10 protein-coding genes are annotated in these 13082 nt (G+C 72.1%); 1 reads left to right on the top strand and 9 read right to left on the bottom strand.

Translation table 11 applies throughout. From position 1 onward, the window contains the following. The 7 genes from ABT186_RS27340 to ABT186_RS27310 all read right to left on the bottom strand — a co-directional run. A partial coding sequence (locus ABT186_RS27340; protein WP_351927298.1) for an adenosylhomocysteinase occupies window positions 1-696 on the bottom strand: 696 nt, incomplete at its 3' end. A 307-nt stretch (window positions 697-1003) separates the two neighbouring features. After that, the gene (locus ABT186_RS27335) at window positions 1004-1981 is read right to left on the bottom strand and encodes a cation diffusion facilitator family transporter (protein ID WP_351234282.1); all 978 of its coding nucleotides are present in this window, start codon (window positions 1979-1981) and stop codon (window positions 1004-1006) included. A gap of 156 nt (window positions 1982-2137) precedes the next feature. Beyond that, window positions 2138-3289 (bottom strand): mannose-6-phosphate isomerase, class I, encoded by a 1152-nt coding sequence (gene manA, locus ABT186_RS27330; protein ID WP_351927296.1) that lies wholly within the window; start codon window positions 3287-3289, stop codon window positions 2138-2140. A gap of 62 nt (window positions 3290-3351) precedes the next feature. Beyond that, entirely contained in the window at window positions 3352-4479 is a 1128-nt protein-coding gene (locus ABT186_RS27325) for an SIS domain-containing protein (protein WP_351234278.1), read from the bottom strand. Window positions 4480-4506: 27 nt separating this feature from the next. Further along, the gene (locus ABT186_RS27320; protein WP_079102319.1) at window positions 4507-4677 is read right to left on the bottom strand and encodes a Trm112 family protein; all 171 of its coding nucleotides are present in this window, start codon (window positions 4675-4677) and stop codon (window positions 4507-4509) included. Between the two features lie 151 nt (window positions 4678-4828). Continuing rightward, window positions 4829-6196: a phosphomannomutase/phosphoglucomutase gene (locus ABT186_RS27315; RefSeq protein ID WP_351927294.1), complete on the bottom strand. Its 1368-nt coding sequence runs from the start codon at window positions 6194-6196 to the stop codon at window positions 4829-4831. A gap of 211 nt (window positions 6197-6407) precedes the next feature. Continuing rightward, window positions 6408-6785, bottom strand: a complete 378-nt coding sequence (locus ABT186_RS27310; protein ID WP_234511851.1) for a DUF3499 domain-containing protein — start codon at window positions 6783-6785, stop codon at window positions 6408-6410. A 388-nt stretch (window positions 6786-7173) separates the two neighbouring features. Here ABT186_RS27310 and ABT186_RS27305 point away from each other — a divergent pair, with 388 nt between their 5' ends. Beyond that, window positions 7174-7623 (top strand): metallopeptidase family protein, encoded by a 450-nt coding sequence (locus ABT186_RS27305; RefSeq protein ID WP_351234286.1) that lies wholly within the window; start codon window positions 7174-7176, stop codon window positions 7621-7623. 123 nt (window positions 7624-7746) lie between these two features. On the opposite strand, the gene ABT186_RS27300 is transcribed toward ABT186_RS27305, so the two are convergent. Both ABT186_RS27300 and ABT186_RS27295 read right to left on the bottom strand, forming a co-directional pair. Beyond that, window positions 7747-9330, bottom strand: coding sequence for a DUF5719 family protein (locus tag ABT186_RS27300; protein ID WP_351927292.1), 1584 nt, complete (start codon window positions 9328-9330; stop codon window positions 7747-7749). Then, a complete protein-coding gene (locus tag ABT186_RS27295; protein ID WP_351927290.1) occupies window positions 9327-12971 on the bottom strand; it encodes a glycosyltransferase in 3645 nt (1214 codons plus the stop codon). The genes ABT186_RS27300 and ABT186_RS27295 overlap by 4 nt, the downstream gene beginning before the upstream one ends. Window positions 12972-13082: the final 111 nt, after the last annotated feature.

Raw genomic sequence — 13082 nt, 5'->3', positions numbered from 1 at the left:
GACGTTGATCGCCGGGAACAGGAGGACGCCATCGCGCTGCATCTCGTACAGACGGTGCACACCGGTCGTGGTCTCCTCGGTCACCCCACGGATCTCGGAGGCCAGCTGGGTCCACTTCTGGGGGTTCTCGCCCAGGGTGCGGTGGAGCAGCTGCAGGATGACGCGGTGCTCGTCGGACTCGGCGGTCTCGATGTCCGGGACCTTGCCGTCCTTCTCGTACTCGACGCCCTTGTGGACGAGGAGGGTGGCGTCACCGCCGTCGTCCAGGATCATGTTCGGGCCGCCAGTGGGGCTGTCCGGCCAGGTCAGCGCCTGCTCCGTGCACCACCAGTACTCCTGGAGGGTCTCGCCCTTCCAGGCGAAGACGGGAACGCCCTGCGGGTTGTCGGGCGTGCCGTTCGGGCCGACGGCGATGGCGGCGGCCGCGTGGTCCTGGGTGGAGAAGATGTTGCAGGAGGCCCAGCGGACCTGCGCGCCCAGGGCCACCAGGGTCTCGATGAGCACGGCGGTCTGGACGGTCATGTGCAGGGAGCCGGTGACGCGGGCGCCGGCCAGCGGCTGCGCCTCGGCGTACTCCTCGCGGATCGCCATCAGACCGGGCATCTCGTGCTCGGCGAGGGTGATCTCCTTGCGGCCGAACTCGGCCAGTGAGAGGTCGGCGACCTTGAAGTCCTGTCGGTTCTCGACAGTCGTCATTGAGAGCTGCTCCTCGGATTCGGGTCGAGGTGGGTACGGCTGGTCTGCGCGGCGGCGGACACAGGGGTGCCCGAAAGAGGACACAGGCATGCCCACGTGCGCGCAGCGCAGTCCGTCGGAGGCCCTCTCTCCCTCGGCCGGCCCTCGGTGGGCCGCCCGACCGCCATCAGCAGCGACGTCTGGCTCCGTCCCAAGCTACACCGGACGACCCAGCCGTCCCCAGTCCGCCTCCGGACACATCGCGCCGATCACGGAGGCGGCTGGGCGTGCCCGCAGGGGGAACTGCTGATGGATCGCGTGGCGCGGCTCAGTGTCCGGCCGTCTGCGCGGGCCCCCCGGGCGTCGCCTCGGGGTCCGGGCCCTTGGCCGCTTCCGCCTCGCTGTAGATGTCCGGTTCGAGGTAGATGACGCGGGCGATCGGGACTGCGGCACGGATGCGGGCCTCGGCAGCGTTGATCGCGGAGGCGACCTCCGCGGCCGTGTCGTCGTGCTGGACGGCGATCTTGGCGGCGATCAGCAGTTCCTCGGGGCCGAGGTGGAGCGTGCGCATGTGGATGATGCCGGTGACCGTGTCACCGTCGACCATCGCGGCCTCGATCTTCTTGACCACCTCGACGCCCGCCGCCTCCCCGAGGAGCAGGGACTTGGTCTCGGCGGCGAGGACGAGGGCGATCAGGACGAGGAGCACACCGATGCAGACGGTGCCGATGCCGTCCCAGACGCCGTCGCCGGTGAGCAGAGAGAGGCCGACGCCGAAGAGCGCGAGGACCAGACCGATCAGCGCGCCGAAGTCCTCCAGGAGGACGACCGGCAGCTCGGGCGCCTTGGCACGGCGGATGAACTGCGCCCAGGACAGCGTGCCGCGCAGTTCGTTGGACTCCTTGATGGCCGTGCGGAAGGAGAAGCCCTCGGCGACTATCGCGAACACGAGCACGCCCACCGGCCAGTACCAGTGCTCCAGCTCATGCGGGTGCAGGATCTTCTCGTAGCCCTCGTAGATGGCGAACATGCCGCCGACCGAGAACAGGACGATCGAGACGAGGAAGGCGTAGATGAAGCGCTCGCGGCCGTAGCCGAACGGGTGTTGCGGGGTCGCCTCGCGCTGGGCGCGCTTGCCGCCGATCAGCAGCAGGAACTGGTTGCCGGAGTCGGCGAGCGAGTGGACGCCCTCGGCGAGCATCGACGAGGAGCCGCTGAAGGCGAACGCCACGAACTTCGATGCCGCGATCGCGAGGTTGGCGCCGAGTGCCGCCACGATCGCCCTGGTGCCGCCTGACGCGCTCATGAGTTCGCGTTGTCCCTTCGTAGCCGTCCGGCCCAGGAACCACGTCCGTGCGTACGCGGTCCCGGGCTTTGCCCGTCCTTTGCCGGTGGGCCATTGTTGCAGCAGCGTCCGACACGCCTGCGCCGGACCGTTGCCGCGACCGCGGACGCCTCCGGGTCAGACGACGACCGTGGCCCGGAAGAGCGTGCCGCCCCCGGACACTTCGGTCTTTTCATCCGCCGGGACGAAGACCGAGTCGCCAGGGACGAGCACGTCTTCCCCGACGCGCACGACACCCGCCGTGCACAGCAGGATCTGCGGGGTCCCGCGGGTGAGGACCTGCGGGGCGGCGCCCTCCGCAAGGACGTACCGGGACAGGCGGAACTCGTCGATCGGGGTCTCGTAGAGCTCCTCGCCGTCGGGGGACGCCTCCGGACGCAGGATGCCGGGGTCGCTCGCCTCGAAGCGGACGATGCGCAGCAGCTCGGGGACATCGACGTGCTTGGGAGTCAGTCCGCAGCGCAGGACGTTGTCGGAGTTGGCCATGATCTCGACGCCGAGGCCGTTCAGGTAGGCGTGCGGGACGCCGGCGCCGAGGAAGAGGGCCTCGCCGGGCTGCAGCCGCACCCGGTTGAGAAGCATGGCCGCGATCACGCCGGGGTCGCCGGGGTAGTGGCGGGCGATGTCCGCGTACGGGGCGTAGTCGCCGCCGAGGCGCTCGCAGGCGGCAGCGGCCTGGCCGACCGTGCGGGCCATGTCCTCGGGGTCGGCGCTGAGTACGGCGGTGAGGACCTCGCGCAGGGCGGCTTCCTCGGGATGTGCGCGCAGCAGGTCGACGTATGGCTTGAGGGAGTCGACGTCGAGGCCCGCGAGCAGATCGGCGGCGGCGTCGGGTGCACGGAAGCCGCACAGGCCGTCGAACTCGGTGAGGGCGCAGATCAGCTCGGGCTTGTGGTTGGCGTCCTTGTAGTTGCGGTGGGGCGCGTCGATGGGGATGCCGCGGCGCTCCTCGTCCTCGTACCCCTCCCGGGCCTGCTCCAGGTTGGGGTGCACCTGAAGGGAGAGCGGGGCGGCGGCCGCAAGCACCTTCAGCAGGAAGGGCAGCCGGGGGCCGAACTTGGCGACCGCCTGACTCCCCAACTCGCGTTCCGGTGCCTCGTCGATCACCTCGTTGAGGGGTCCCCGCGGGGTGCGCGAGGGTGCGCCCGGGTGGGCGCCCATCCACATCTCGGCCTGCGGCTCACCGGACGGCTCCACGCCGAGGAGCTGCGGGATGGCAGTGGTCGAGCCCCAGGCGTAGGGGCGGATGGTGTTGTCGAGGCGATCCATGGGTGTCTTTTCTCCGTACGTACGCTGCTCGGTGGGTGCTGGTCAGAAGGCGTGAGCCAAGATCAGGCCCCCGAAGCGAGCGCCACGTAAACGGCGGCGAAATCCGTGATGGCGATCAGCTCCGCGAGGGTTTCCAGCTCGTCGCCGTCGTCCGGTTCGAGTTCGCTGATCGCCGTGTCGTGGCTGAGGGCCAGCTCGCGTGCAGCGGGGGCCGCGCTCAGGCCGCCGATCGGGCGGTCGCGAAGGAGCACCACGCGCGCGTGCAGGGCCTGTGCTTCCTCGACGCGGTCGCGGAAGAAGTCGTCGGGGTCGGCGCCTGCGGCGAGTGCGCCCGAGAGCAGGACGCTGTGCGAGGCGAGCGCCTCGGGGAGCTGCGCGGTCAGAGCAGGGCGGCCGGCCAGCTCCGCGAGCGCGGCGGCGAAACGGCGCCCGGCCGGCGCGGCGGAGACGCCCTCCGTCCAGATCACCGGGAGGGATTCGGCCAGTTCGGCGGCGAGGTTCTTCGCGGGGTTGCTGTAGGTCGCGATGGCCGGGCCACAGCGTTCGGCGACCTGGTCGAGGCGGTTGGCGACCTTCTCCAGGACGTCGGGCGGCGCGGAGAGCAGCCCGGTGCGGTCCAGGAGGGCGAGCAGCGGGGTGAGCAGGGCCCACAGGACGCCGGGCGCGGACGCGGCGAAGGGTTCCTCCGGCTCGTACGGGGCGGTCGCCATCGGGACGAACAGGCCGTGGGCGCCGGACACGGCATCCGTGATCGGGGAACGGGCCGGGGCCACGGCGACGACGGTGCAACCGCGGCGGTAGGCCTGCTCGACCAGGATCGACAGGCCCGGTTCGGTGCCGTCGGGCGTGGCGATCAGCAGGAGGTCGACGGGGCCCGCCCAGCCGGGCAGCTCCCAGCGCAGTGCCCCTGCGGCGGGGGCGACGCCGGTGGGGTGGATGCGGGTGACCGGGCAGGCGGCACCGGCGAGGGTGTCGAGCAGTTCGGCAACGCCCACGGACGCGGTGCCGGGGCCTGCCATGAGTACGGCACGGGGGCGGCCGTCGGGCTTCAGCTCGTTGACCCCCGCCTCGGCGGCGAACCGTACGGCGGTGCGGACCCGGGCGCCCGCCTCGGCGGCGCCGCGCAGCAGTGCGCGGCGGTCGGCGCGCGCCAGCGCCTCGGGGTCGTCGAGCAGCGATTCGTCGAGCATGGTCGGCAGCCTCCGATCGCCGGTGCGTTACGCGGGGCGGCGGGCCTCGTCGACGAGCAGGACCGGAATGCCGTCCCGGACGGGGTAGGCGAGGCCGCAGTCCTGGCCGGTGCAGACCAGCTCGCTCTCCTCCTCCTTGAGGGGGGCGTGGCACGCCGGGCAGGCGAGGATCTCCAGGAGACCGGCTTCGAGCGGCATGAGAGGTCCCTTCGAAACGAATGCGCTTGACCTGGTCAGACTACCGCTGTGGGGGGCGGCATGCGGGGGTTGGGCGGGGTCGGACCCGCCCTCCCCGGCAGGAGAAGGTGAACCTTCCGGCAGGAGAGGGGCGAGTCCGCGCGGCGGGGTGTCAGCCGCGGATGATCTCCAGCACCTCGTCGCGGATCTTCGCCATGGTCGCCTCGTCCTTCGCCTCCGCGTTCAGACGGAGCAGAGGCTCCGTGTTGGACGGGCGGACGTTGAACCACGAGTCGGCGGACGAGACGGTCAGGCCGTCCAGCTCGTCGATCTCGATGCCCTCGCGGCCCTCGTACGTCGCCTTGATCGCGGCGAGACGGGCCTGCTGGTCGTCGACCGTGGAGTTGATCTCGCCGGAGCCGACATAGCGGTCGTACTCGTCGACCAGTTCCGACAGCGGGCCGTCCTGGCCGCCGAGGGCCGCCAGGACGTGCAGGGCGGCCAGCATGCCCGTGTCGGCGTTCCAGAAGTCCTTGAAGTAGTAGTGCGCGGAGTGCTCACCACCGAAGATCGCACCGCTGCGCGCCATCTCGGCCTTGATGAAGGAGTGGCCCACGCGCGTGCGCACCGGCGTACCGCCGTGCTCGCGTACGACCTCGGGCACCGACCACGACGTGATCAGGTTGTGGATGATCACGCCCTCGTTGCCGTGCTTGGCCAGTTCGCGCGCGGCGACCAGTGCCGTGATCGCGGACGGCGAGACCGGGTCGCCGTGCTCGTCGACGACGAAGCAGCGGTCGGCGTCGCCGTCGAAGGCGATGCCGATGTCGGCGCGCTCCTCGCGCACGCGCTTCTGCAGGTCGACGATGTTCTTCGGGTCGAGCGGGTTGGCCTCGTGGTTCGGGAACGTGCCGTCCAGCTCGAAGTACATCGGGACCAGGTCGATCGGCAGCCCGGCGAAGACGGTCGGCACGGTGTGCCCGCCCATGCCGTTGCCCGCGTCCACAACGACCTTCAGGCGGCGGATGGAGGTCAGGTCGACGAGGGAGCGCAGGTGCGCCGCGTAGTCGTCCAACGTGTCGCGCTGCGTGATCGTTCCCGGCGTTTCCACCGGCTCCGGGGCGCCCGACTCCACCCACTGCTCGACCAGTGCGCGGATCTCGGTGAGACCGGTGTCCTGACCGACCGGGGCGGCGCCCGCGCGGCACATCTTGATGCCGTTGTACTTGGCCGGGTTGTGCGAGGCGGTGAACATGGCGCCCGGCAGGTTGAACGCGCCCGATGCGTAGTACAGCTGGTCCGTCGAACACAGGCCGATCTCGGTGACGTCGACGCCGCGGTTCGACGCTCCGCGTGCGAAGGCACGCGAAAGCCCGGGCGACGAGGGCCGCATGTCGTGGCCGATCACGATCGCGTCCGCGCCCGTCACCTGTGCGAAGGCCGCCCCGAAGAGCTCGGCCAGCGACTCGTCCCACTGGTCCGGGACCACCCCGCGCACGTCGTACGCCTTCACGATCTGCGACAGATCAGCCACGGCCAACCCTCCTGAGTTCTTAACGTTGACCCCAAACTACCTGCTGGGACGGACCCCTGGCGGGGGCTCCCATGTACTGGGCCGACAGTTCCAACGAAGTTCATACCGGGGCTCACCCGGCACACAGGTTCCCGGCAACAGCGCAACGGCCGTTGAGCGTGCGACGTTCACGGAAACGGAAAGAAGGAGAAGCGGCCCAACCGCCGTACGCAGGAGCTCAGTTGTCCGGCGAGCGCAGCACCCGCAGGTGGCCGCGGCGCGCGACCTCCATCGGATCCGCCGTACGAGCGCTGCCGCCGCCCGCCTCGGCCGCACGCTGCTGCGGACGTGCCGCCTCGCGCACCGCGTTGGCAAGGGCTTCCAGGTCGTCGCCGCTGGGACGCGCGGGAGCCGAGCCGTCCAGGAGCCGGACGACCTCCCAGCCGCGCGGCGCGGTCAGGCGCTCGGAGTGCTCGGCGCACAGGTCGTAGCAGTGGGGTTCGGCGTAGGTGGCGAGCGGGCCGAGGACCGCGGTCGAGTCGGCGTAGACGTACGTCAGCGTCGCGACGGCGGGTCGGCCGCAAGCGGTGCGCGAACAGCGACGTACAGGGCTCACGACGTTGGACGGTACCGCACTCTTGAGCGGGCCGCGACGACTCTCCCCCAGGTCACTCCACCGTGTCGTGCTGTGAAACGCCCCACAGGGCCCTTCGCACCCGCCTCACTGACCTGCATGGACACCCTGCGACGAGATGCGGGACAGCCCTGAATCCGGTCACCACTTGGTACATACCTCGTCAATTTTCATGAGGTCGGCGGTCTCGGAAGATACGGAATCGAGCCCAAGCTTGGCTGAAATGGTCATCCTGCGACATGCCGTACGGCCTCGGCACACGTCCGGCAGCGGCCGGCCCCGGCGAGCCGGTTGGACAGTGCGCGGTCGAGGGGGCGTGGCCGCGTGGGGCCGGGCGCGGGACCCCGGCGAGGACTACGCTTCGTCAGTGATGGACAGCCCCGTACCGCCCCGCGCCGCCGCACCCGGACCCCGCCGCCGTGACCGCCACGGAAGAGGCATGCGCGGCCCCATCGCGCCGCCCCAGGTGCCGCTCGCCGCGAGCCGCGCCGAGGCGTTCGCGGACCTGGTGCAGGACTCGGTGGAGCGTCTGGAGCGGCGCTGGCCGCAGCTTGCCGACATCGACTTCCTGGTCCTGGAGGTCCCCCGTCTCGACGGCCCCGGCGCGGGCTGGAGCGACGAGGCGGTGCCCCTCGGGGGCACGATCCCGGCGCGCGAGGGCCGCCGGGCGCGTGTGGTCGTCTACCGCCGCCCGGTCGAGATCCGCACCAAGGGCCGCGACGAGCGGGCCGCCCTGGTCCACGAGGTGGTCGTGGAGCAGGTGGCGGAGCTGCTGGGGCTCACTCCGGAGACGGTGGACCCGCGCTACGGCGAGGACTGATCCCCGGGTACGGCCAGGACTGATCCGTCTCCCGGGACCGTCACTTCCTCATCCGTCCCCCGGGACCGTCACTTACTCGTTCACGCCCCCGGGCGTCACTTACTCGTTCAGGCCCTCGGACGGTCACTTCTTCAGCAGCACCGACAGGTCCTGGTCCGCCTCCGGCACCGCCACCGTCCCGCGGTCGTCCGGGAGGGTCTGCACCGTGAACGCTTGCAGGCCCTCCAGGGTCGTCTGGAGGGTGCGCGCACCGTAGACGGGGCCTCCGGAGACCGGCTCGACGGTCAGCGCGTACGTGCCCTTGAGGCCGCTCGGCACGGGCGCGTCCACGCTCTGCGTGGTGCCGCCCTTGATCGTGTACTCCTTCGTCACCGCCGTGCCGCCTTCGCTGCCCGCGGACGCGGTGACCTTGACCGTGGCCGTGCCGACCGGCGCGGTCAGCGCGAGCGTGGTGCCCTTGGCGCTGTTGTCGGCGACCGACGCGCGCGTGCCGACCGGCGCGGTGGCCGGGATGAACGCCGACTCCTGCTTGTCGCCCTTGCCGCGGACCACCCGCAGGGCGGCCACGACGGGCACGGAGGTGTCGCCGGGCGTCAGCACCAGGGAGCCCGCCTCGCCACGCGTGACGTCGCCGAGGTCGACGGCCGTGGTCATGCCCGCCTTCACATGCAGGGTCTCGTTCCCGGCCGGGGTGATCTCCCCGGAGGGCGAGGCCAGACGCACCTTGAGGTCGGCGTCGCCGTCGCCGGGCACGAAGGCGACCAGGCGGACGTCCGTGGCGTCCTTGGGGATGCCGGGCAGCACCAGGGAGGCCGCGGGGTCCGTGGAGGCGGCCAGCCAGTCGCCGCCCAGCTTGTCGTCGAGAGCCTGCACGGCGGCGGCGACCCGGCCGCTGCGGACGCTCACATGCACCGTGAGGTCGGCCTCCTGCGCATCGGTGAGCGTGGACAGCAGGACCGGATCGCTGGAGTGCGGCTGGATGGTGATGCCCTCGCCGACCGTCGACTTGAGGTTGCCGTCCTTGCCGTACAGCTCGATGTCGACGACCGCGGCGGAGTCGTCGGGGTTCGTCAGGTGCACGTAGTCCGTGCGCGAGGCGGCGGTACTGGCGCCCGGGAACCAGAACTCGGTGTCCGGGGCGGTGCAGTTGGTACCGAGCAGCCCGCGCCCCGTACCGGCGGCGACCGCCGTGGTCTCCTGGACCGTCCAGCCGGGCGCGAACCGGCCCGTGGCGGTGCCGATGAGCGCGGGCGTGTCGGCGCCCGACCCGTTCCCGGTGACCGGGGTGCCGGGCTCCTTGGGGGTCACGGTCGGCGCACTGGACTGACTCTGATTCTTGCTCTTGGCGGTCTTGCCGCTCTTGCCGCTCTTGCCGCTCTTTCCGGAGCCCGCGCTGGAGCTGGGGTTGGGGCTGGGGTTGGGGCTGGGGCCCGAGCCGTCCGCCGACTGCGCGTCCGCCGCCTTGAGTTCGGCCTTGCCGCTGCTGTTCGTGCCATTCGAGACGGGCGTGAAGGACGTGTAGGTGGTGTCGGCGATCTCGGAAGTGCTCGGTTCGGGGCACAGCAGCCGGGTCTGCTCCACGGGCAGCCGGGCAGCCGTCTTCGCGGTGCCGCTGCCGGACGCGGTCGGTGTGTCGAGCGCGGCGAATCCGGTGACGGCGGCGAGCGCGGTCACGCCGGCGATCAGGGACAGGGTCGTGCGGTTCACTGCTGGCTCCCGTCGGGGCGCTCACTGTCGGTGCCGTGCGCCGGGTCGTACGGCGCTGCATAGCCCTGGGTGTACGTCGGGTCGTACGGCGCCGTGTTCCCGTAGCCGTACGGGTCGTACTGGGCGCCCTGGTAGGGGTCGGCCTGGTACGGCTGCTGTTCGTACGTGCCCGGCGCGTACCCCTGGACGCCCTGGTACTCCTCGCCGCCGTACGAGCCGTACTCGGTGCCCTGGTAGCCCGTCGAGTCCCATGCGTCGTACGCCTGCTGCTGCGGGATCGCAGCGGCCGGGGCCTCCTCAGGAGGAGGCAGGGTGTCGGCGTCCTGCGCGGCCCCTTCCGACTCGGCCTCGGCCTGGGCGCGCAGGCGGCGGGCGCGGCGGCCCTCGCCCGTGGTGTCCTGCGCGGGCACGAGGCGCTCCTCGGGGAGGTCGTCGTCGACGTCCCGGCGGCGGCCGGGCAGCGCGAGCACCACGAGGACGACGGCGAGCGCGCCCTGCGCCCACAGCCAGGCGGTGTGGCCGAACGGCGTGTTGTACGTGACGTCCAACGTGCCGCCGGAGTCGGGCAGTTCGAAGCCCTGGGCCCAGCCGTCGACCGTGGTGCGGGTCAGCGGCTTGCCGTCCAGGGTCGCGGTCCAGCCCGCGTCGGCGGTGTCGGCGATCCGCAGGACACGGCCCGCGGTGCCGGTGGGGATCTTGGTGTGGATCTCCACGGGGCCGGCCGCGACGGACTGCGGTGCGGCGGCGGAGGTGACGATCGCGGCGCGGGAGACCTGGCGGTCAACGCGCCACAGGGCGCTGCCGTCCTGCTGGCTGAGCCGGGTCAGGCCGGGCGTGGCGTCCAGGACACGGCTGATCTCGCGGGGCGCGCCCTTGCGGACGAGGACGTAGCGCACGGCGAAGCCGCCGAGTTCGTCGGCCTGGTCGGCGCCGGAACCCGCCACGAGGTTGGCGACGACCTTGTCGAGTTTCTTGTTCTCGCCGTCCTCCGTGGCGAGTTCGCCGTCACCGAGGCGGGCGCCGGAGCCGCGGACCAGGATGTAGCCCACGCGCGCGGTGGAGGCGCCGTCGAGGACGAGGGTGCGGGCCTGGTCGCTGGTGCCGCCTTCCTCGGCGACGAACGCGGGGACCTGCACGGGGTCGCGGCGCTCCAGGGGCCCGTCGGCGCCGCGGATCATCCAGCCGGCGGCGATGAGCAGCGGACCGGCCGCGGAGGCGAATGCGATGAGCGCGGCGACCGGCTGGCGCCAGCCGAAGTTCTGCTCGGCCACGCGCGCGCGTGCGCCGTCCGCGCCGATGACGGCGGCGGCCAGGAGCGCGAGCCCGTAGACAAGGGTCGCGGGTCCGGCCCATGCGGAGCCGTTGGACAGGACTGCGAAGACGAGCGCCACCAGGGCGACGGCCCATGCCGTCCAGATGCCCGCCTGGCGCTCGGAGCGCATCAGGGCTGCCAGCGCGGCCAGGACGACGCCGGTGAGCATCAGCCCGCTGACGGTACCGGGGCCGCCGGGGCTCGCGCCGAGCAGGTCGGAGGCGGAGGCGGCGCTCTTGCCGTACGCGAGACCGGCCTCCTTGAAGAAGCCGAACGGCAGCAGCGACAGCGACCAGGGGGCGAGCACCAGCAGCGGGGTGCCGAGCTGGGCGAGGAAGCGCAGCCCGTGGGCGACGATGTCGTTCCTGCGCACCACGAGCAGCGCGAGGCCCAGGACCAGGGCGATCGGCCACACGATCGGCGTGAACGCGGTGGTGATCGTCAGCAGCAGGGCGTACGCCCAGGTGGCGCGCCAGCTGCCGCGCGCGCCGGACGCGTGGGCGAGCCCGGATGCCGCGATGCCCGCGCGCGCGATGAGCGGCAGCAGGATCGCGAGGACCGCGGTGCCGATGCGGCCTCCGGCGAGGGCGCCGGTGGCGGCGGGCAGGAAGGCGTACGCAACGGACGCCCATGCGCGCAGCAGCCGCGACTCGACGAGCGGACGCGAGGCGAAGTACGCGGTGAACCCGGCCAGCGGTACGGAGCAAACGAGCAGCACCGTGACCGCGAGTCCGGTGGAGCCGAACAGGATGCTCGCGAGCATGGCGACGAGCGCGAGATAGGGCGGCGCGGACTGGGTGCCGCCCGCGCCCACCGGATGCCAGGCGTCGAGATACCGCGACCACAACTCGGAGGAGTCGGCAGGCGCGGGCAGCAGCGCGCCGCCCGCCAGCGCGCCACCGCCGAGCAGAGCGCGGCAGGCGACGAGGGAGACGGCCAGGAGGACGACGAAGAGCATCGGCCCGGGCTTGCGGGCGATGCGCTTGAGCCGGGCGAACTGTTCGACCTCCAGGAAGTCGGCGTCGTCGCCGCCGGGTCCGGACTCCACGGCGCCGCCGTGCCGGCCGGCCGAGGAGACCTCGGGGTCGGAGCGGCCCACCAGGTTGCTTGCGACCTGTTCGACGGTGGCCCGGACGGTCGCTCCGGGCGGCGGGAACAGCGGACGCAGCTCACCCTTGTCGATCTGCGGGCGGCCTCGTCTGCGTCGCCCGGCGATGATCCGCTCGGGGCGCAGCAGGGTGCCCAGCAGGCCGCGGATCTCGTCGACGGCCTGTCCGGGCACCTTTCCGACGAGGTAGGCCACCGTGCGCAGCAGGGTGCCGAGGACCAGGCGGAGCAGGATCCAGGGCAGCTGTGCGGTACGGGCGTTGACGAGGAGGGTGTAGACGGCGCCCGCCTTGTCGACCTTGTGCGGGGAGGCCGCGGTGCGGCCCACACAGTCGACGGTGCGGCGCTCACGGGAGGCGGCCTCGGCGTGTCGTACGACCGCTTCGGGGGCGACGAGGACGCGGTGGCCCGCGGCATGGGCGCGCCAGCACAGGTCGACGTCGTCCCGCATCAGGGGCAGATGCCGGTCGAAGCCGCCGAGCTGCTCGTATACATCGCGCCGGATCAGCATGCCGGCCGTGGACACGGACAGCACCGGGCCGACGTGGTCGTGCTGGCCCTGGTCCTGTTCACGGCGGTCCAGGCCGGTCCAGCGGCGGCCGGAGTTGGCGATGGTGACGCCGACCTCGAGGAGCTGCCTGCGGTCGTACCAGCCGCGGAGCTTGGGGCCCACGACGGCCACGTCGTCGCGGCCCAGCTCCAGTTCGTTCTCCACGACCCGCAGCAGCTGGGCCAGGGCGTCGGGTTCGGGTGCGCAGTCGTCGTGCAGGAGCCAGAGCCAGTGCACCGGCTCGCCGTACGGCAGCTCCGGCATGTCGTACGCCTCGTCCCGCCAGGTGCGGGTGACGGGGTCCCAGCCGCTGGGGCGCTTGAGGTAGGGCAGGTCGTCGGGGGTCAGTACCGCCGCCGAGCGGGTCGCCTCCTCGACGGCCTGGCCGAAACCGGTGCGCCGGGCCAGGTGCAGGACGCGATCGGCGCCGAGGGCCTCGGTGAGCAGGGGGGCGGAGTCGTCCGCGCTGCCGGTGTCGGCCGCCACGACGTTCTGCACGGGGCGCTCCTGGCCGAGCAGCCCGGCGAGCGCGTCGGGCAGCCAGCGGGCGCCGTCGTGGGCAACGAGCACCGCGGTGACCACGTGACGCGGGAACTCGGGCGGGCGGGTCGGGTCAAACGCCGCTGTGGCAGCAACGTCTTGCTGGGCTGCCGTATGGCTGTGCACGGACATCGAGGTACGGGCCCCGGTTCGATGGACTGCGGTGGACGCCTGTGCCCTGCGGGGGCAGCGGGGCGTCTCGGACGAGCGACCACACTATCGGCTGGGCAGCACAGAGGCCCG

Source organism: Streptomyces sp. NPDC001634, from assembly GCF_040298185.1.
Taxonomy (GTDB): Bacteria; Actinomycetota; Actinomycetes; order Streptomycetales; family Streptomycetaceae; genus Streptomyces.
Note: the sequence above shows the minus strand (reverse complement) of the source record. Positions and strands in the feature narration are given on the sequence as shown.

Coding starts and splice junctions, on each gene's coding strand:
- ABT186_RS27335 (WP_351234282.1), bottom strand. CDS start 1,981: ATGAGCGCGTCAGGCGGCACCAGGGCGATCGTGGCGGCACTCGGCGCC.
- manA (WP_351927296.1), bottom strand. CDS start 3,289: ATGGATCGCCTCGACAACACCATCCGCCCCTACGCCTGGGGCTCGACC.
- ABT186_RS27325 (WP_351234278.1), bottom strand. CDS start 4,479: ATGCTCGACGAATCGCTGCTCGACGACCCCGAGGCGCTGGCGCGCGCC.
- ABT186_RS27320 (WP_079102319.1), bottom strand. CDS start 4,677: ATGCCGCTCGAAGCCGGTCTCCTGGAGATCCTCGCCTGCCCGGCGTGC.
- ABT186_RS27305 (WP_351234286.1), top strand. CDS start 7,174: ATGGACAGCCCCGTACCGCCCCGCGCCGCCGCACCCGGACCCCGCCGC.
- ABT186_RS27295 (WP_351927290.1), bottom strand. CDS start 12,971: ATGTCCGTGCACAGCCATACGGCAGCCCAGCAAGACGTTGCTGCCACA.